Here is an 18,078-nt window from a genome sequence, read left to right on the forward strand (position 1 = left end):
ATATAGCCTCTGCTGGGGCGAATGCGACTGACGAAATGCGTGTGATCACCAAAAAATTGCTTCGTGGACGCCGCACCCACCCATGCGTATTTATCAATTTGCCTACAAAATGCGCCGTTCCCGCGGCCTTCGCGTGGGGAGAGTAGGCCGATGGAAGTGATCCTGCATTGCGGTGCACATCGATGTGCAAGCACCAGTTTCCAGAACTATCTGAGCCGGAACGTGCAGGTCCTTGCAGATCAAGGTCTGGCGTATTGGGGGCCGGAGCGAACACGCTCCAATGGCCTCAACAGCTTGAACAAATTGACGCCTGAGGTCTGTGATGGATTACGCCGCGAGCTGGACGTATGTCAGAAAGACGGCGCGACGCAGCTATTGGTCAGCCAAGAGAATTTCGTGGGCTCAATGGAGCGCAATATTGCCTTTGCCTCGCTCTATCCAGGTATGCAGGAACGTGGGCAGCTTTTGGCAAGGGCATTTGATGGAAGAGTCACCAAAATTGCTTTGAATATCCGCGCGTTGGATATGTATTGGTCTTCCGTGGCCGCCTATAAGTTCAAACGTGGCAGCGCCCCAATAGAGCCCACAAAGTGGACCCGCATCGCGCAAAGCAAGCGGAGCTGGCGAGACGTCATCACCGATATTAGCCACGCCTTCCCGGGCGTCCCATTGCTCGTTTTGCCGTTTGAGGAATTTGCGGGTCATCAACAGGCGCAGCTTCAGGCGCTGACGGGTCGCACCGCGCCCGAATTCAGCGATGGCCTTGCGTTGAATGCTGCGCCCAAACCCACGCCCCATGGTCTGACCGCTGAACAGGCGATGCAGCTTTGGGCTGATTATGCCGATGATCTGGAATGGCTTGCCTCGGGCGCCGATGGGAGGGCTGAACTGATCTGCCGGACAGATAGCAATGCACGCGGGGTCGCCCCCGCCGAAACCAGAATTGAACAGAGGAAATCGACATGACCGACACCAACGACTGGCAGGTGCTGGCTGAAAAGGAGCTGCGCGGCCGACCTTTGGGCGATCTGACCAAAGAGACGCTGGAAGGCATCGACGTCAAACCGCTTTATACTCAGGAAGACACGGCTGATCTGCCGCATATGGGCTCGCTTCCGGGCTTCGGTCCGTTTACGCGCGGCGTAAAAGCGACGATGTATGCGGGGCGCCCTTGGACGATCCGTCAATATGCAGGCTTCTCGACGGCTGAAGAATCGAATGCGTTTTACCGCCGCAATCTGGCGGCCGGCCAGCAAGGTGTCTCGGTCGCCTTCGATCTGGCGACTCACCGGGGGTATGACAGTGACCATCCCCGTGTGGTGGGCGATGTCGGCAAGGCCGGTGTGGCCATCGACAGCGTTGAGGATATGAAAATCCTGTTCGACGGTATCCCGCTGGACAAGGTTTCAGTCTCAATGACGATGAACGGGGCAGTGATCCCGGTTCTGGCCAGCTTCATCGTTGCAGGTGAAGAGCAGGGGCATGACAAGGCCGTGCTCTCGGGCACCATTCAGAACGACATTCTGAAAGAGTTTATGGTGCGTAACACCTATATCTACCCGCCCGAGCCTTCGATGAAGATCATCTCGGACATCATCGATTACACTTCGAATGAGATGCCCAAGTTCAACTCGATCTCGATCTCGGGCTATCACATGCAAGAGGCCGGGGCGAACCTGGTGCAGGAACTGGCTTATACGCTGGCCGACGGGCGCGAATATGTGCGCGCCGCGACGGAATCAGGCATGGACGTGGATAAGTTCGCGGGTCGTCTGTCGTTCTTCTTTGCCATCGGCATGAATTTCTTCATGGAGATCGCGAAACTGCGCGCCGCGCGCACCCTTTGGCATCGGGTAATGACCGAGTTCGGGGCGAAATCCGAACGGTCGAAAATGCTACGAACTCATTGCCAGACCTCGGGCGTGTCGCTGCAGGAACAGGACCCCTATAACAACGTGGTCCGCACCGCCTATGAGGCCATGAGCGCGGTTCTGGGCGGCACACAGTCACTGCATACCAACGCACTGGACGAGGCGATCGCGCTTCCAACCGATTTCTCAGCACGTATCGCGCGAAACACGCAGCTGGTGTTGCAAGAGGAAACCGGCGTGACCGATGTGGTCGATCCGCTGGCGGGCTCTTACTACGTCGAAAGCCTGACCAACGAGTTGGTCGAAAAAGCCTGGGCTCTTATGGAAGAGGTCGAGGAAATGGGCGGTATGACCAAGGCCGTTGCCAGTGGCATGCCCAAGCTGCGGATCGAAGAAAGCGCTGCGCGCCGTCAGGCTATGATCGACCGGGGCGAAGAGGTCATCGTTGGTGTCAACAAGTATCGCAAAGAGCAAGAAGACCCGATCGATATTCTGGACGTCGATAACGTGGCCGTGCGCGAAGCTCAGGTCGCGCGGCTGGAGCGTATCCGTGCAACGCGCGACGAGGCGGCTTGCCAACAGACGCTGGACGCCCTGACAACAACCGCCCGCGAGGGAGGCAACCTGCTGGCCGCCGCCGTCGAGGCCGCCCGAGCCCGCGCATCCGTAGGAGAGATCAGCATGGCAATGGAGAAAGAGTTCGGTCGCCACCGTGCCGAAGTGAAGACCCTGGCCGGTGTTTACGGTGCGGCCTACGAGGGTGACGAAGGTTTTGCCGCGATTCAGAATTCCATAGAAGAATTCGCCGAGGCCGAGGGGCGTCGCCCGCGTCTGCTGGTGGTCAAGATGGGGCAGGACGGCCACGATCGAGGGGCCAAGGTGATTGCCACTGCCTTTGCCGATATCGGGTTTGATGTGGATGTCGGCCCTCTGTTCCAGACGCCTGCAGAAGCCGCACAGGACGCGGTGGACAATGATGTGCATGTGATCGGGATCTCTTCGCAGGCTGCGGGGCATAAGACATTGGCGCCTCAGTTGGTTGAGGAACTGAAAAAGGCGGGGGCTGAGGACATCATAGTCATCTGCGGTGGGGTCATTCCGCAACAGGATTACCAGTTCCTTTACGATCACGGTGTGAAGGCTATCTTTGGTCCGGGAACGAACATCCCTGAAGCGGCGCAAGACATCTTGCGTTTGATCGGCGAAGCCAAAACCTAACGCCGGCGCCAAGATTTTTCGTACGAAAAATCTTGTGATTTCGCCCCTTTGCGGAAAACATGCGACCAGACCCAAATGGTCTGGTCGTTTGTCATCAGGAGGCGTCTTCATGTTACTGGATCATCTGGCTGTTGCGGGCGAAACGCTTGAAGAAGCTTCTGACCATATCGAACAGGCGCTGGGCGTACGGCTTCAGGACGGCGGCAAGCACGAAAAATTCGGAACGTATAATCGACTTCTGGGCTTGCGGGATGGGCTCTATCTGGAGGCGATTGCGATCGACCCCGAAGCCTCCAAACCGCAAAGGACGCGCTGGTTCGATCTGGACCGGTTCACCGGATCACCCCGCCTGACCAACTGGATTTGCCGGGTTCCGGATATCGAAGCGTCACTGACCGTTTTCCCCGACGGCGTCGGACAACCTATCGATCTGAACCGAGGCGCGCTGCGCTGGCGTATGGCAGTCCCCCCAAATGGACGTCTGCCATTTGACAACCTCTTTCCGGCGCTTATCGAGTGGAAGGGTGATCTGCATCCGGCGCAAATGCTTCAGGACAGTGGCTGCCGGTTACGCCGCCTCATAGTGTGCCATCCGGATGCAATCGACTTAGCCAAGGGTTTGGGGGCGTTGGAGTATGTCGCGTTTGATAGCGGCCCGGCTGCATTGCGCGCTGAAATCGAAACACCGCACGGGTTGCGCGTGCTGGAATGAAAATCCGGCAGGCCAGAGCCCACGATGCATCCGCGATTGCGGCGATAGCAAACGTGATTATCCGTGATACGCTGGTCACTTTCACCACCGATGAACGCAGCGTTGAAAGCGTGGTGGCAGAGATCGAAACCAGAAGCCCCGCCTTCTTGGTCGCCGAGCGCAGTGGTGCCGTCGAGGGGTTTGCGACCTATGGCACTTTCCGCTCGGGACCGGGATATGCGCAGTGCCGCGAACATTCGATACAGTTGGCACCCGAAGCCAGAGGCCAGAATGTTGGCCGTTCGTTGATGGAGGCTCTTGAAGCCATCGCGCGGGAGGATAACGTGCATGTCTTGGTGGCGGGCATTTCATCGGCCAACCCCGCAGCCATCGCCTTCCATAAGGCAATTGGCTTCAAGAAGGTGGGACGCATGCCTGAAGTGGGATTCAAATGGGGGCAGCGGCTGGATCTTGTCCTGATGCAGAAAATACTCGGCCCGCAGTCATCTGTCGCACCTGACAGTCGTGACAAGGCACGCTAGGGTGCGCCCATGTCGATCTGGTCCAGAATAGCCGACGCGCTGAACGCGCTTGCCCAGGGCGAAAGCCTGACTGCGGTGTTTGAGAAACTGCGCACGCCGCCAGAACGTTCGGTGGCCTTTGCGATTGCCGTCGTGGCGCTTGGCGCCAAGATGGCCAAGGCCGACGGTCAGGTGACGCGGGATGAGGTGACGGCTTTTCGTGAAGTGTTCCAGATCGCGCCCGAAGATGAAGACGGGGCGGCCAAGGTCTTTGACATGGCACGGACAGACGTTGCTGGATATCAGGACTATGCCCGCCGGATTGCCCGCATGTTCGCCGAAGATAGCACCACCCTGTGCGATTTGATGGAAGGGCTGTTTCACATTGCCATGGCGGACGGGTTCTACCATCCGAACGAAAACGAGTTTTTGGAAGAAGTCAGCCGCATTTTCGGCCAGACCGACGCTCAGTTCATGGCCCTGCGCGCGCGTTTCGTACCGGATGCGCCGAAAGACCCCTATACGGTTCTGGGCGTTCCCCGCGACGCTCCTCTGACCGAAATTCGCAAGGTTTGGCGGCAACTGGTGAGAGAAACTCATCCCGATGCGATGCTGGCACGCGGCGTTCCGGAAGAGGCGGTGCGGCTGGCCGAGAAAAAGATGATCGATATCAACCGCGCCTGGGATGAAATCAACGGCGCCCGGGTCTGATCCGTGCGGTTGGCGACCTACAATATCGAATGGTTCGCCAACCTGTTTGATCGCAATGACAGCCTGATTGTCGATGACAGCTGGTCAGGGCGTCACGATGTGACCAAGGCCCGGCAAGTTGAGGCGATCGCAAAGGTGCTGTCGGCGATTGATGCCGATGCGATGCTGATCGTCGAAGCCCCCAACACAGGCAAGTCTCAGAATACGGTCCGTGCCTTGCAGCGATTTTCCGAGGCGTTCGGTCTGCGTACAAGCCATGCAATCATGGGATTTCCCAATGATACACATCAGGAATTGGCCCTGCTTTATGATCCCGAAATTCTTACAGCCAAACACGACGCAAGGGAGGCTGAGAACGCGCCGCGTTTCGATGCCGAGTTCCGGATCGACCTGGATGTGGATGCGACCGAGGATCTTGTTCGGTTTTCAAAGCCTCCGATGGAATTGGCGATCCAAACAACCTCAGGGCAGGAGTTTCGACTGATCGGGGCGCATCTGAAGTCCAAAGCACCCCATGGCGCTGCATCGCGGGATGAGATGATACGAATTTCGATTGCCAATCGCCGTAAGCAGTTGGCGCAGGCGGTATGGCTGGGTCGACGGGTCCGACATCATTTGACGGAGCAAGAGCCGGTGATTTTGCTGGGCGATCTCAATGACGGACCCGGGCTGGACGAGTTCGAACACCTCTTCGGTCGATCGTCGGTCGAGATATTGTTGCAGGCGGGGCTCTATGATCCTCATGCGGCACGGGCATTGGAACTGCGCCCCGGTTCCGTCCCGGCAACTGCACGATTTGCGCGGCCGAATGAAGGACGGTATCTTGAGGCGTTGTTGGACTACATCATGATTAGCGAGGATTTGCGCGCCCACCACCCGAACTGGCGCATCTGGCATCCGTTTCGCGATGCCGCCTGCTGGGGCAACCCCGAGCTGAGGGATGCCTTGCTAACCGCATCCGACCACTTCCCGGTGACGTTGGATATCGACCTCTGACCTTTCAACACTCGGCACGCTCGCTTATATTCAAGCTATGCTACGTCTCATGCTGATCAGCGCTATTTGTACCGCCTTGGCCCTGCCTGCCCAAGCACAGGACGATTCGGGTAAGTCGCTGATGGAGCGGGGTGCCGAGTTGTTTCTGGAAGGCTTGCGGCAAGAGATGGAGCCCACGCTCGAAGACCTGCGTGGATTTGCGGACCAATTTGGTCCGGCTTTGCAGTCTTTCATGCGGGAAATGGGTCCGGCGCTGGCTGATTTGGCTGCTCAGGTGCAGGATTGGAGCGCGTATGAAGCGCCCGAGATGTTACCAAACGGCGACATTATCATCCGCAAGAAGCCCAAAGATCAGCCCGAAGAAGTTGTGCCAGAAGAAGAGACTTCTAACGGTTATACCGATATCTGATTATCCGCGAATGATCACTTTGGGTTCTGATTTCAGCGCGCCGGCCAACGAGTTAAAACGGGCCTCGGCGACTTCGTTGAACAATGCGCCTGCCGATTTGGGCAGACGCAGTTCGAGCTTTTGTTTTTTGGGATAGTAACGCATCTTGCCCATGGCTGCGTCGTGCTGCATCCAAAGCATCGCTCCGAACCGTAGTGCTTTGCCTAGGATTTCGGCCTGTTCTTGGCCGCGTTCTTCGAGCAGTTCGTAAAGCTCGGTAAAGCGGCTCCCTTCACGTTTGTTGCGATATCGGTGTTGCAAAGCGAGCCCGATAAAGATCCGCTCGGAATGTTTGATCCCGCTCATGTTGGCGCGGGTGACATATTCGAAACAAGCCTCGGCCCGGTAATCTGGATGCGCACGCCAACTGACGTCGTGCAGCAGACAAGCTGCCTTGATCAGGCGCAGCATCGGTTCCGGCGCCGAACGGAACAAGGGCATGACAAAATCGAACAGGTGTTTGCCGAAACCGGGCAAGCGCGCGTCTTTCGCTTCGGCAAACCGGCAGGCTTCGATCAAAGGATCCCGGTCGCGCAGGCGTTGCGGCATCTGTTCATACAGCAATCCTTCGCGGATGCCGTAGCTTGAAATCGCGATGTCCTTTGGTTTGAACGTGCGGATCAGGCGTGAAAGCACATCCATTGCATAGGGGATCAATGCCATACGCGATCCCGACACACCGGCCAATGCGCGCAATTCATCAGGATCATTCTGTTCGATGAACTTGATGGTCTCGCGTACCTGACTTTGTGTCATGCGGTATTCGTGCAGCACGTTCAGCGGATAGCCTCGGCGCAACATGTCCAGACGTGCGAAGGCGCGCCAACTGCCGCCGACCAGAAACAGCCGATCACGTTGAGGGCCCATCCGGTCGCGCATCTCTTCCAGCGTCTTCTTGATATGCTCCTTACGCGCCCGGCGACCGCCTTTGATATCGCGCAGCTTGAGCGGCCCCAGGGGCGAAGTCATGCGACGTCCGACCTTGCCGCCTCCGATCTCAGCGAGTTCGACGGACGAGCCACCGATGTCGCAGATCAGCCCATAAGCTCCGGGCCAACCCAGCAGCACGCCCTGAGCTGAGAGCCGTGCTTCTTCCTCGCCATCGACAACGTTGATGATCAGGCCGGTTTCGGCTTTTGCCTGCGCGCAGAAATCCGGTCCATCGCTGGCCTCGCGCACCGCAGCGGTGGCGACCGCGTGCAGGGCGGGCAGGCCGAGGTCTCTGGCAAGATGCTGAAACCTGTGCAAGGCAGCCAGCGCCCGTTTGCGACCTTCAGGGTTCAGTCGGCCGGTCTCTGACAGGCCGGCGCCCAGTTCGCACATCACCTTTTCATTGTAGAAATAGGCCGGTGAGCGCGCCGCACCGTCAAAAATCACCATCCGGACCGAGTTCGATCCGATATCGACAACCCCGACCCGGGAAAGTGCACGGGCGCCCGGATCTTCGAACAGCGGCCTTCCGAACAGCCCGTGATCCGGGAAATCAGTCTCGGCAATCTTGGTCATGGTGTCCCCAGGTCTTTTGCGCGACAGGATGCGAGATCACCCTTGTCCGGTCAATTGCAGGCATCCGATTGTTCGGCTTCTGTGTTCAATAGACGCACCGCCAGCGCACGGGTGATGTCGCGTTTTTCGGTCAGCGCAATTTCGTCCAGCTGTTCGACGACGCGGGCGGCGGTTTCAAAGCTGCGATTCATGTGCTTGACCAGATAGGCTATGACATCAGGCCCCGGATTGAGCTGCCGGTCGGTGAATAGCTTCGCCAGCACTGCGCCCAGCAACGCATCGTCCGGCCCTTCAAGCGACACATGATGCGCACCTTCGGCCCGGCTTTGCAGATCGGCCAGCGGCAGATGCCACAGTTTCGGCGTCGTGCGCCCGGTCATCAGCAAGGCGTGGCCCTCGGCCAGAACCAGATTGTGCAAATGGAACAGAGTTTTCTGCTGCTCGACGTCCGCCGCGATTACTGGCACATCTTCGACCGCCACCGGGCCGCGCGCCAGGTCCGGCACGTCGTCATATCGAAGCGCGGCGGCTTGTACGATTCGACCGCCGGTCTCGCCGGCCCAGACATGCGCCAGATGGGTCTTGCCCGATCCTGCAGGGCCGCTCAGCACCAGTTTGTTGCCAGGCCATGAGGTGGCAGAGATCATCGCAACAGCTAGTGCATTAGCAGGCGAGACGAAAAAGTCTTCGCGGCCCAAGGCAGTCTTGGACGGCAGATCAAAGCTGAGCTGCATGGCCATTTATTCGTCTTCCTGATTGAGCCCTTCAAGCCCGGTATATAGGCGGCTGTGCAGATACTGCTCGGTCGCAAACCGTGCCAGCACGCCCAAGGCAGCCGCTACAGGTACTGCGATCAGCATTCCAACAAAGCCGAACAGCGCGCCGAAGACCGACAAGGCCAGCAGCAGCCAGACCGGGTGCAGGCCCACCGAACTACCGACGAGTTTGGGCGTCAGGAAGTTGCCCTCGGTCACCTGTCCGATAGCAAAAATACCGGCGACCAAACCGATATGTGCCCAATCCCCCCAGAACTGAAACAGGGCCAGGCCTATGGCCAGGGTGCCTCCGATCAGGGCGCCCAAATAGGGGATGAAGGTTACCAGTCCTGCAATGAAGCCGACGATCAGGCCGAATTGCAGACCGACCAGCATCAATGCGACAGCATAGTAGGTGCCGAGGATCAGGCAGACGGTACCCATTCCACGCACGAATGAGGCAAGAACGGCGTCGATTTCACCAGCAAGTCGTTTGATCGTGGGGGCGTGATCACGCGGCAAGAGCTCTCCGATCCGGGTGATCATGCGATCCCAATCCATCAGCAGATAAACCGCGACAACCGGTACGATAACCAGCAGGACGACGACATTTATTGCTGAACCCAATGAGGCCAGAACGGTTTGCAGCACATCGCCGGTTTTTGATTTCAGCGTCTCGCCAAATGACACCAGCATCTGGTGGGTATTTGATTCGCGATCGAGCAAAGCCGGGAATTGTTTCTCAATAAAGGCGCGCAGTTCTTTAAAAAGGCTTGGCAAAACATCAATCAGATCCAGTAGCTGTGTGATCAACGCGGGCACAACCATAAGAATCATCAAAACAAAACCAAACACGCCGACAACGGTAATGATCCCGGTCGCAGCCATGCGCGAAAGGCCGAGTGTTTCCAGGCGGTCCGCAACGGGATCAAGGAAATATGCAATCGCACCACCGATCACAAAGGGCAGCAAGACATCGCCCAACAGGTACAAAAGCAGCACGAAAACAGCGGCGGCAATGCCCCAGTATCTAAGCTGATCCTTCACCGGCAAGGCCATGGCGCAATCCCTCGTTTGCACAGCATTGCCGTGTTCTTGGCCCATGACGCCCGGCGATGCAAGCGGTTCATGGCGCGCGGTTTTTATACCCTAGTCTGTCAGAGTACCCAGTTCCGGTGTCTCACCTGTGGCCATTTCATCAGGCCAGTTGGTGCGCCAGATTTCCGCCGACCAGTGTCCGCAATGTACCTTCGGGCGATCAAAGCCGGGCAGGGCAGGCAGCAGTGGCGCAACCACCACATCGTGGCGCGGAACGGCGAAATAAGGGAAGGAATAGCGTTCACGCCCGGATCGATTAACCACGCGATGCGGGGTCGATTTCAACCGCCCGCCCGACCACAGTTCCAGCATGTCGCCGATATTGACCACGAAGCCGCCGGGCGGGCAGTCCGGTGTGATCCAGCCGCCGGTGCGGGTCTGCACCTCAAGTCCTCCGACCGGATCGGGAGCGATTAATGTCAGCGCGTCGGTGTCCTTATGCGGATGAATTCCATAGCCAAGCTCATCCGGGGATTGTGGCGGATAGTGTAGCAGGGTCATGTTGGTCATCGGGTCGCGGAAGGCGTCGCGTAGTGTGTTGGGCGGGATTTTTAACCCCACTTCCAATGCACCCAGCAAAAGATCTGTCACGCCATCAAGCTGTAGCCAGTAATCCAGTATTACCGCGCGGGCCTGGGGCACTTCTCGGGGCCAGATATTCGGGCCGTAAAGTGCGCATTCAACCCGGATCGGCGCATCTTCGGCTGCTTCGAAATGCAGCTTGTACCCTTCGTACTTATCCGCCGCGCCCGAGCCGTCATTGGGCGTGAAGAACCCCATCGGAATGTACCCACGATAGTTTTCGCGGGTGATGGCCTGATCCCATTTTCGGGCCTCGTCGATATCAAAGATCGCACTGACACACTCGCGCACCTGCTCGATGTGCTCAGGCGCGATGCCTGTTCCTGTGATCGATAGAAACCCGATGCTGGTGCAGGCATCCATGATCTGCGCGACCGTTGCCTGATACAGCGGACCAGAAGGATCAGTCAGCGGGCTGATATCTATGGTTGGAATACGCTCCATCAGTTAATTCTCACGCCTTGCCGTTCCAGTTCCTTATGCACAGGAGCAAGGTTCATACTGTCGAGCTCCTGATTGCTTTTCAGCGATAAGGCCGCCGCGATCCCTGCGCCCTGACCCATCACTGCGCAGCAGGACATGTTGCGCGTCGCGGCGTGAGCGACCCGATCCGCGCCATGGGACCGGCCCGCAACCAACAGGCCCTTGATCCCTTTGGGAAGCATCGAGCGATACGGAATCTGCATATATCGCCCCGTGGTCGGCAAGATCAGAATGCCGTAGCCATCGATGAATTCAGGGTAGATACCGATGGAATCCTCGAACCGGCCCTGATGTCGGGCATCGGTTTCGGTCATGTTGTAGACGGCATCGATCTTGCGCGTATCCCGAATGCCGATGGTCATTCCGAAATTGCGTAGACGTGCGTTTTCGCACCCCGGCATGAAACGGCGGAGGGCATCAATGGCCAGCATCGCCTGTCGGCGGCCTTCGATTTCACCAAAGGTCAGGCTTTCGGGGTCGGTTCCATCGATCTGGTCCATATGAATCAGGTTCATATAGGTCAGTTCTCCGGTATCGTGCATCGCCCCCCAGGTCCCCGCGATCGTGTTCAAATAAGCCGGTATCAGGCCCTCATCAATCGCCTGCTGGAAGGGTTTCTTGACGAAGGGCGAGAACATGTCGTCCTCTTTGCCCGAGGTTTCGATATTCCATTCGCCACCGCCACCCCAGTCTTTGTAGGTCTGCGGGTCGGCTTTGACACCTTCAATAAAGGCCTGTTTGTCGACACCGGCCAGATGGAACATCACTGAGGCCGCCATCATGTCCTCGCGTGGCGTCTTGTGGGTCGGGGCGCCCGCGCGATGCGCTACATCTGCATCCCCTGTGGCGTCGATGACAACCTTGGCCAAGATCGCCTCACGCCCCGCTTTGGATTCGGTAATCACCCCAGTGATGCGATCCCCCTCCATGATCGGGGCGACGAATTGCCGGTGCAACATCGGATGGACGCCAGCCTCTTCAACCAGCTTGTCGGCCACCAGTTTGAAGCCCTCGCTGTCGAGTTCGTAGCTGAGCGATTGGCTTTCAGGCACCGCTGCACCCATCTCTTTGGCGCGGGTTTCGAACTCCATGCCGATGCCACCGGCCTCGACAGTTTGTTCGTGGCGATACCAAGCAAAGCCTTCGACACCGACTGCCGTAATATTCCCACCCATGCAACCGAATCTGTCCATCAAGGAAACTTCGGCCCCAGCGCGTGCGGCAGCCAGCGCTGCTGACAATCCAGCGGGACCCGAGCCGACAACCAATACGTCGGTCTGGTGAACAACGGGGATCTGGCGGGCGGGTTCGGTGATTGTTTGCATTGCTGCCTCGCGGTTGAACGTTTGCGCCAACATTGAAAACCCCGGCGTTGCGGTCAATCAAAAAACCGACTGCGCATGGGTCGCAAAACACCGATGTGCGATTGCCCCCGGCTAGGCTTTGGAATAATCACCTTGCAGCGAAATTCTCACCCGTAAGGTTACGTTATGCGCCTCAGCCGTTACTTTCTGCCCGTTCTCAAGGAAAACCCCTCGGAGGCTCAGATCGTCAGCCACCGGCTGATGCTGCGTGCCGGGATGATCAAACAGGCCGCCGCCGGGATTTATTCCTGGTTGCCATTGGGCTTCAAAGTTCTGCGCAAGCTGGAGAACATTGTGCATGAAGAGCAGGCGCGGGCTGGGCACATCGCGATCCAGATGCCGATTCTGCAATCAGCCGACCTGTGGCGCGAATCCGGTCGTTATGACGATTATGGCCAGGAAATGCTTCGCATGCAGGACCGCCACGGTCGCGATATGCTGTACACGCCAACCGCCGAGGAACTGGTGACCGACATCTTCCGCGGCCACGTGAGCAGCTACAAAGACCTGCCGCTGACGCTCTATCAGATTCAGTGGAAGTTCCGCGATGAAATCCGCCCACGTTTCGGCGTGATGCGGGGGCGCGAGTTCTACATGAAGGACGGATACAATTTCGATCTGACCAAAGAAGACGCGCTGCACGCCTATAACCGCCACTTGGTCAGTTATCTGCGTACTTATGAGCGGATGGGTCTGCAGGCCATCCCGATGCGCGCTGATTCTGGACCTATCGGCGGTGACTACACGCATGAGTTCCTCGTACTGGCCGATACCGGCGAGTCCGAGGTCTTTTATGACAGCGCGGTCACCGATCTGACCTTCGGCGATCGTGAGATCGACTATGATAGCCGCGAACAGTGTCAGGCGATCCTCGAAGAGTTCACCTCTAAATACGCCCGCACGGACGAAACCCACGACGAAGCCCTGTTTGACCAAATCCCCGAAAACCGCCGCCGCGTGGCGCGTGGTATCGAAGTGGGGCAGATCTTTTATTTTGGCACCCAGTATTCCGAAGCTCTTGGAGCGACTGTGCAAGGCCCGGATGGCAAGCCGGTTCCGGTGCATATGGGCAGCCACGGCATCGGCGTTAGCCGCCTGATCGGTGCGATCATCGAAGCCAGCCATGACGATAAGGGCATCATTTGGCCCGAAGGCGTGACTCCATTCCATTGCGGCATTGTGAACTTGAAACAAGGTGATGAAGAGGCGGACGCGGCGTGCGATAAACTCTACAGCGCGTTGACTGCGCTGGGGCTTGAGCCGCTTTATGATGATCGGAATGAACGGGCAGGGGGCAAGTTTGCCACCATGGACCTGATCGGTCTGCCGTGGCGCATCACAGTGGGCCCGCGTGGTCTGAAGAACGGTGTGGTCGAACTCACCAGCCGCCGTACCGGCGAAAGTGAGGAACTCAGCCCCGAAGCGGCCGTCACCAAGATCGCAGAAATCTATGAGGGCATCGCCTGAACAAGGCGGTGCAACCTTCGGCGGTTTAGCTCAGGAAGCTGAGGTCGGACGTGCGGTCAGGAAATCGCCGTCCGCTTCGCTGCCGCGTGCGACCACGATCGGGCGACCAAAGCGGCGTACAAGTTCCGCCAGTTCGAAGCCCAGAAACCGCAATCCACAGACGCGTTCGTCAGTGGCGCGATCCGTGATGCAAAGCCGCCCCTGCCGGAAAGCAAGGCGATAGCCTTTGTCCCGCAGTATGTCGGCCAAACCGGCCCAGCTTGCTGCGCTTGTGAAAACTGGCCTGATCGCTGCCCGCAACAATGCGGCGCTTTCGCAATCCAGTTCTGTTGCTGCTGAACGGGCAGTAATCGGGCCCGTGCCTTCCATATGTTCTTGAATACCCATGAGCGTGCCTCCGCCCTTAAACTCTTAAAATGTGTCCCCCACACAAGTAGGGTGACAAAGTTTCTCACACTAATCAATTTGTGAAACAATATTTCGCACCTGAATGTTGCGATTGTGACTCAGTCGGGTGCTGATATCTCACATTGACTTCATAACTGAAACAATAAGCCCTTGTCTGTGAAGGGGTTCACAACCATTGGTATAATTTGCGGCCAGTGATTTCTCGCGCTGCCGCTGATGAGTTGGCGCTTGGGGCAAATGATTCGTTTCAAACTGTTCTTTTCGCCCCTTTATCGGGCGCAGTAACGCCGAACCGGTGTCCGCACGATAACTGGCTTGACCATCCGGCGAAATGTCGAAAGGGTCGCGAAAAATCTGAACCCGAGGCAGGAATGGCCAAATCTCCCCCGCCCTTTGCCCCTTTCGAATGGAAAATCGCCTGGCGATACCTCCGTGCCCGTAGGGCCGAAGGGGGCGTTAGCGTGATGACCTGGATCTCGCTGATCGGGATTACGCTCGCTGTGTTCGCTCTGATCGCGACGCTGGCTGTTCGGTCCGGATTCCGGTCAGAATTCGTGGGCACAATTCTTGGGGCCAACGCACATGTCACGGTGTATTCCGCCGGAGAAATCGATGCGCAGGGGCGGCTAGACCGTACCATCACGGATTTCGATGGAATGGCCGAGCGGATCGCGCAGGTGCCGGGGGTCGAACGGGCAGCACCGCTTGTCAAAGGACAGGTGCTGATCACCAATGCGGACCGCAGTTCAGGCGTGCAGGTCTTTGGCATTCGTCCCGACGATCTGGCTGAGTTGCCCGGTATTGCAGAAAGCGAAGAGGCCTATGGTGACCTGTCCCGGTTCCCGGACGGCATCGCCATCGGCTCGGGCGTGGCGCGGGCCATCGGGGCGACGGTGGGGGATCGGGTCAAGCTGACCTCGCCCAACGGTGTCAAAACCGCATTTGGCACATCTCCCCGCGTGAACGCTTATGAGGTGGTCTATGTCTTTTCTGCCGGGCGCTATGACATCGACCGCACGCGCGTCTACATGCCGTTTGCCGAGGCGCAAAGCTTCTTCAACCGTGAAGGCGTGGCGGACGAGATCGAAGTGATGGTCGAGCGCCCCGAAGAGCTGACCCCGATCCTGATTCCGATCCTTGAGGCCGCAGGTGAGCGCAGCCAGATATGGACTTGGCAGGATGCCTCAGGAGGATTCCTGCGAGCGCTGGAGGTCGAAGACAATGTGATGTTCATCATCCTGTCGATCCTCGTGCTGATTGCAGCAATGAACATCGTCTCGGGGTTGATCATGCTGGTGAAGAACAAAGGGCGCGACATCGGTATCTTACGCACCATCGGGCTCAGCGAAGGATCAGTGCTGCGGGTGTTCTTCATTTGCGGGGCCTTTACGGGAATCATCGGAACAGCGATGGGCGTCGTACTGGGCTGCCTCTTCGCTATCTATATCGATCCGATTTTTTCCTTCGTGAACTACGTCATGGGTGGCGGCGTCTGGGACCCGTCCATTCGCGGCATCTACGCATTGCCCGCCGAATTGCACCTGTCTGACGTCATGAAAGCGATAGGGCTGTCACTTGGCCTGTCTTTCCTTGTCACCTATTTCCCGGCTCGTCGCGCAGCGCGGCTGAACCCGGTTGAGGCGCTGCGCTATGAGTGATGTGACTTTAAGGCTCAGCGGTCTGACCAAGACCTATCTGCAAGGCACCCCGGGAGAGGTGCAGGTTCTGCGCGGTGCCGATCTGGAGCTGCGCGCGGGTGAGGCTGTGGCACTGGTTGCACCATCCGGGGCGGGCAAGTCGACCCTACTGCATATCGCAGGCCTGCTGGATACCCCAGATACAGGCGAAGTCGAAGTCGCAGGGCAGGGCGCGACGGGCAAAGGGGATCGCATGCGCACAGCGATCCGTCGGCGCGATGTTGGCTTCGTCTATCAGTTCCACCATCTGTTGCCTGAGTTTACGGCGCTGGAGAACATCGTGTTGCCGCAACTGGCAAACGGTGCTTCCGAGAAAGCAGCGCAAGCCCGTGCGATGCAGTTGCTTGATCGCGTTGGCGTCGCTCCGCGCGCAGATCACCGGCCAGCAGCCTTGTCGGGCGGAGAGCAACAGCGCGTGGCCTTCTGCCGGGCGCTCGCAAATCAGCCACGTGTGCTGCTGGCGGATGAACCGACCGGCAATCTGGACCCCGAAACCTCGGATCAGGTGTTTGCGGCCCTTATGGCGCTGGTCCGGGATGAAGGGCTTTCGGCGCTGATCGCGACGCATAACCTTGATCTGGCGGCGCGGATGGACCGGATGTTGCGGCTGGAGGGCGGCGTGCTCAGGCCAGCTGAGTGATTGCAACCCCGATTGCCATCACCGTAATGCCTCCGGCCCGCATTAATGTCAGCGGCGTAACCTGCGCGCCGAACAAGCCAAAATGGTCAATTGCGGCTGTGCTGATCAACTGGCCGAGTAAGACGAAAAACACCGCATTGCCCACGCCAAAATGTGGGGCCACATGGGTGATTGATAGCACATAGAAGGCGATTAATACGCCACCCAGCAGCAGATGTTTGGGGGCTTGGGTGAGTTTGGCAAAGGCATCGGATCCACCGAGTACCAACAGCGCCAGCGCTGAAGCGACAAAGGCGATCGCGAACAGGACGACGGCGGCCGCATTGGGTGAGCCGATCAACCTGCCCAAGGCTGCATTCAGAGCGGCGAGGATGGGAACGCCGATCCCGGCGGCCAGCATGATGGCTGCGTATTGTGTCATTGCCTTTTGTCCCTGCGCCTATTTCGTTGATCTGGATCATTGCGCCAGCGAGAACTCCCGGCAAGTCTCGATTTGCCAAGCAGGAGGGAGAAAAGTGATGATCCGATCAATACTTGGCGCGGGCGCGCTGACTGTACTTACCATGATGCCACAGGCCTCTTCAGCTCAGGACGTGGAGACCGGGGCCGAGCTGTATCAGCACTATTGCGCTACCTGTCATGGGTTGGATGCAACGGGGCATGGGCCAATGGCCGGGGTGCTGGTGATCCAGCCAACAAACCTGAGAACGCTGGCCGATGCAAATGGTGTATTTCCGACAGCGCGCGTCGTGGCGCGGATTGACGGGCGCGAACCGTTGGTCAGCCATGGCAGCCCGATGCCGGTTTATGGCCCCTATTTCGAAGGTAACGACACCGCGATCAAAACGCCGGAAGGGCAGCCAATCCTGACCAGCAAGCCAATCGTGGATCTAGTGGCTTACCTGAAGACCCTGCAAGTAAACTAACAAGCTCAGCGACAGATACCATTAATCTCTGCGCCCGCCCAGGGTATCAGGACGGAGCTTTCGCGCCTGTTACCGGGCAATTTCGAGACTTCGAATTGGGCGCTTAGCATATCGTGCAGACGCTTGGTTCGAGGTGCGTCGGGGTCGAGCGCCCGGCAGCAAACATATTCCTCGACGATGGCGCCCTGCTGTTCGTAGCCATAGGCCAGAAAATCGGGCGAAGTATCAAGGTCGAACAGGTAAGGATCGTCCTTCCGGCCATGCTCTGCCGCAGCGCGGAACGGGTGATAACCAGTTGTCTTGCGATTTTGCCACTGCCAGACATGGGTTAATTCATGCGCAAGCAACATTGCCCCGATCAGGTTCACCTGATCGGGGTACTGGCTCATGTAGTCGTCCAAATACCAGTCCTTCGTGAAGTATACATGATTGAACAGCGCAACGCCCGCGGGTTTGCCGGTCACGGTTTCCTCTTTGACAGGTGGTAAGATTCGTTCACGGCAGGCAACCCGAGGGCGGGCTTTGCGGGTAAATGTAACCGCTGCGACGGGGGCACCCTCTACCAATCGCACACGATCCAGATTCAATGTGTCTCCGTGGATTTTACTGACAAATGCGCGCTCGTGATCGGTTAGAGGTCGACCACAGGCTACAAATAGAAACAGCAATGAAATCAACAGGGGGCGGATCATGGCA

General features: G+C 58.0%; 19 protein-coding genes. 11 read left to right on the forward strand and 8 right to left on the reverse strand.

All coding sequences use genetic code 11. The features are described 5' to 3' along the window. Nucleotides 1-150: 150 nt before the first annotated feature. The 7 genes from ACR0L9_RS03395 to ACR0L9_RS03425 all read left to right on the forward strand — a co-directional run bounded on the left by ACR0L9_RS03395 (nucleotide 151) and on the right by ACR0L9_RS03425 (nucleotide 6,417). Nucleotides 151-966, forward strand: a complete 816-nt coding sequence (locus ACR0L9_RS03395; RefSeq protein ID WP_170818773.1) for a hypothetical protein — start codon at nucleotides 151-153, stop codon at nucleotides 964-966. After that, complete coding sequence (scpA, locus tag ACR0L9_RS03400) at nucleotides 963-3,089, forward strand: methylmalonyl-CoA mutase (RefSeq protein ID WP_480894778.1); 2,127 nt, start codon at nucleotides 963-965, stop codon at nucleotides 3,087-3,089. The genes ACR0L9_RS03395 and scpA overlap by 4 nt, the downstream gene beginning before the upstream one ends. Nucleotides 3,090-3,198: 109 nt before the next feature. After that, complete coding sequence (locus tag ACR0L9_RS03405; RefSeq protein ID WP_170401518.1) at nucleotides 3,199-3,801, forward strand: VOC family protein; 603 nt, start codon at nucleotides 3,199-3,201, stop codon at nucleotides 3,799-3,801. Continuing rightward, on the forward strand, nucleotides 3,798-4,322 hold the full coding sequence (locus ACR0L9_RS03410; protein ID WP_480894780.1) for an N-acetyltransferase family protein: 525 nt from the start codon (nucleotides 3,798-3,800) through the stop codon (nucleotides 4,320-4,322). The genes ACR0L9_RS03405 and ACR0L9_RS03410 overlap by 4 nt, the downstream gene beginning before the upstream one ends. A 9-nt stretch (nucleotides 4,323-4,331) precedes the next feature. Then, the gene (locus ACR0L9_RS03415; RefSeq protein ID WP_170392133.1) at nucleotides 4,332-5,012 is read left to right on the forward strand and encodes a molecular chaperone DjiA; all 681 of its coding nucleotides are present in this window, start codon (nucleotides 4,332-4,334) and stop codon (nucleotides 5,010-5,012) included. 3 nt (nucleotides 5,013-5,015) lie between these two features. After that, a complete protein-coding gene (locus ACR0L9_RS03420; protein WP_480894782.1) occupies nucleotides 5,016-6,008 on the forward strand; it encodes an endonuclease/exonuclease/phosphatase family protein in 993 nt (330 codons plus the stop codon). Between the two features lie 37 nt (nucleotides 6,009-6,045). Next, a complete protein-coding gene (locus ACR0L9_RS03425) occupies nucleotides 6,046-6,417 on the forward strand; it encodes a hypothetical protein (RefSeq protein ID WP_480894785.1) in 372 nt (123 codons plus the stop codon). Here the strand turns inward: ACR0L9_RS03425 and ACR0L9_RS03430 are convergent, their stop codons facing one another. The 5 genes from ACR0L9_RS03430 to ACR0L9_RS03450 all read right to left on the reverse strand — a co-directional run bounded on the left by ACR0L9_RS03430 (nucleotide 6,418) and on the right by ACR0L9_RS03450 (nucleotide 12,238). Next, nucleotides 6,418-7,962 carry a Ppx/GppA family phosphatase gene (locus ACR0L9_RS03430; RefSeq protein WP_170732939.1) on the reverse strand — a complete coding sequence of 515 codons (1,545 nt, stop codon included), beginning with the start codon at nucleotides 7,960-7,962 and terminating at the stop codon, nucleotides 6,418-6,420. A gap of 50 nt (nucleotides 7,963-8,012) precedes the next feature. Next, nucleotides 8,013-8,702: an HdaA/DnaA family protein gene (locus tag ACR0L9_RS03435; RefSeq protein ID WP_170392125.1), complete on the reverse strand. Its 690-nt coding sequence runs from the start codon at nucleotides 8,700-8,702 to the stop codon at nucleotides 8,013-8,015. Further along, the gene (locus ACR0L9_RS03440) at nucleotides 8,703-9,776 is read right to left on the reverse strand and encodes an AI-2E family transporter (RefSeq protein WP_170392915.1); all 1,074 of its coding nucleotides are present in this window, start codon (nucleotides 9,774-9,776) and stop codon (nucleotides 8,703-8,705) included. Between the two features lie 90 nt (nucleotides 9,777-9,866). Continuing rightward, a complete protein-coding gene (locus ACR0L9_RS03445; protein ID WP_480894787.1) occupies nucleotides 9,867-10,841 on the reverse strand; it encodes an isopenicillin N synthase family dioxygenase in 975 nt (324 codons plus the stop codon). Further along, nucleotides 10,841-12,238, reverse strand: coding sequence for an FAD-dependent oxidoreductase (locus ACR0L9_RS03450; RefSeq protein ID WP_480894788.1), 1,398 nt, complete (start codon nucleotides 12,236-12,238; stop codon nucleotides 10,841-10,843). Before ACR0L9_RS03450 ends, ACR0L9_RS03445 begins: the two co-directional genes overlap by 1 nt. Nucleotides 12,239-12,370: 132 nt before the next feature. On the opposite strand from ACR0L9_RS03450, the gene proS reads away from it, so the two are divergent. Beyond that, entirely contained in the window at nucleotides 12,371-13,711 is a 1,341-nt protein-coding gene (gene proS / locus ACR0L9_RS03455; RefSeq protein WP_170818770.1) for a proline--tRNA ligase, read from the forward strand. Nucleotides 13,712-13,741: 30 nt separating this feature from the next. On the opposite strand, the gene ACR0L9_RS03460 is transcribed toward proS, so the two are convergent. Beyond that, nucleotides 13,742-14,098 carry a hypothetical protein gene (locus ACR0L9_RS03460; protein ID WP_170401488.1) on the reverse strand — a complete coding sequence of 119 codons (357 nt, stop codon included), beginning with the start codon at nucleotides 14,096-14,098 and terminating at the stop codon, nucleotides 13,742-13,744. A 392-nt stretch (nucleotides 14,099-14,490) separates the two neighbouring features. Here ACR0L9_RS03460 and ACR0L9_RS03465 point away from each other — a divergent pair, with 392 nt between their 5' ends. Together ACR0L9_RS03465 and ACR0L9_RS03470 are read left to right on the forward strand one after the other, a co-directional pair. Beyond that, on the forward strand, nucleotides 14,491-15,777 hold the full coding sequence (locus ACR0L9_RS03465) for a lipoprotein-releasing ABC transporter permease subunit (RefSeq protein WP_170512314.1): 1,287 nt from the start codon (nucleotides 14,491-14,493) through the stop codon (nucleotides 15,775-15,777). Next, nucleotides 15,770-16,456, forward strand: a complete 687-nt coding sequence (locus ACR0L9_RS03470) for an ABC transporter ATP-binding protein (protein WP_480586696.1) — start codon at nucleotides 15,770-15,772, stop codon at nucleotides 16,454-16,456. Before ACR0L9_RS03465 ends, ACR0L9_RS03470 begins: the two co-directional genes overlap by 8 nt. Here ACR0L9_RS03470 and ACR0L9_RS03475 read toward each other — a convergent pair. Further along, nucleotides 16,440-16,877, reverse strand: coding sequence for a DMT family transporter (locus tag ACR0L9_RS03475; RefSeq protein WP_170661955.1), 438 nt, complete (start codon nucleotides 16,875-16,877; stop codon nucleotides 16,440-16,442). The genes ACR0L9_RS03470 and ACR0L9_RS03475 overlap by 17 nt on opposite strands. Nucleotides 16,878-16,974: 97 nt before the next feature. Between ACR0L9_RS03475 and ACR0L9_RS03480 the strand changes: the two genes are divergently transcribed. Then, entirely contained in the window at nucleotides 16,975-17,382 is a 408-nt protein-coding gene (locus tag ACR0L9_RS03480) for a c-type cytochrome (protein ID WP_480894792.1), read from the forward strand. 5 nt (nucleotides 17,383-17,387) lie between these two features. On the opposite strand, the gene ACR0L9_RS03485 is transcribed toward ACR0L9_RS03480, so the two are convergent. After that, nucleotides 17,388-18,074: a hypothetical protein gene (locus ACR0L9_RS03485; RefSeq protein WP_170635994.1), complete on the reverse strand. Its 687-nt coding sequence runs from the start codon at nucleotides 18,072-18,074 to the stop codon at nucleotides 17,388-17,390. Nucleotides 18,075-18,078: the final 4 nt, after the last annotated feature.

This window comes from Ruegeria sp. I3 (genome assembly GCF_056532525.1).

Coding starts and splice junctions, on each gene's coding strand:
- ACR0L9_RS03395 (WP_170818773.1), top strand. CDS start 151: ATGGAAGTGATCCTGCATTGCGGTGCACATCGATGTGCAAGCACCAGT.
- scpA (WP_480894778.1), top strand. CDS start 963: ATGACCGACACCAACGACTGGCAGGTGCTGGCTGAAAAGGAGCTGCGC.
- ACR0L9_RS03405 (WP_170401518.1), top strand. CDS start 3,199: ATGTTACTGGATCATCTGGCTGTTGCGGGCGAAACGCTTGAAGAAGCT.
- ACR0L9_RS03410 (WP_480894780.1), top strand. CDS start 3,798: ATGAAAATCCGGCAGGCCAGAGCCCACGATGCATCCGCGATTGCGGCG.
- ACR0L9_RS03415 (WP_170392133.1), top strand. CDS start 4,332: ATGTCGATCTGGTCCAGAATAGCCGACGCGCTGAACGCGCTTGCCCAG.
- ACR0L9_RS03425 (WP_480894785.1), top strand. CDS start 6,046: ATGCTACGTCTCATGCTGATCAGCGCTATTTGTACCGCCTTGGCCCTG.
- ACR0L9_RS03430 (WP_170732939.1), bottom strand. CDS start 7,962: ATGACCAAGATTGCCGAGACTGATTTCCCGGATCACGGGCTGTTCGGA.
- ACR0L9_RS03435 (WP_170392125.1), bottom strand. CDS start 8,702: ATGGCCATGCAGCTCAGCTTTGATCTGCCGTCCAAGACTGCCTTGGGC.
- ACR0L9_RS03440 (WP_170392915.1), bottom strand. CDS start 9,776: ATGGCCTTGCCGGTGAAGGATCAGCTTAGATACTGGGGCATTGCCGCC.
- ACR0L9_RS03445 (WP_480894787.1), bottom strand. CDS start 10,841: ATGGAGCGTATTCCAACCATAGATATCAGCCCGCTGACTGATCCTTCT.
- ACR0L9_RS03450 (WP_480894788.1), bottom strand. CDS start 12,238: ATGTTGGCGCAAACGTTCAACCGCGAGGCAGCAATGCAAACAATCACC.
- proS (WP_170818770.1), top strand. CDS start 12,371: ATGCGCCTCAGCCGTTACTTTCTGCCCGTTCTCAAGGAAAACCCCTCG.
- ACR0L9_RS03460 (WP_170401488.1), bottom strand. CDS start 14,098: ATGGGTATTCAAGAACATATGGAAGGCACGGGCCCGATTACTGCCCGT.
- ACR0L9_RS03465 (WP_170512314.1), top strand. CDS start 14,491: ATGGCCAAATCTCCCCCGCCCTTTGCCCCTTTCGAATGGAAAATCGCC.
- ACR0L9_RS03470 (WP_480586696.1), top strand. CDS start 15,770: ATGAGTGATGTGACTTTAAGGCTCAGCGGTCTGACCAAGACCTATCTG.
- ACR0L9_RS03475 (WP_170661955.1), bottom strand. CDS start 16,877: ATGACACAATACGCAGCCATCATGCTGGCCGCCGGGATCGGCGTTCCC.
- ACR0L9_RS03480 (WP_480894792.1), top strand. CDS start 16,975: ATGATCCGATCAATACTTGGCGCGGGCGCGCTGACTGTACTTACCATG.
- ACR0L9_RS03485 (WP_170635994.1), bottom strand. CDS start 18,074: ATGATCCGCCCCCTGTTGATTTCATTGCTGTTTCTATTTGTAGCCTGT.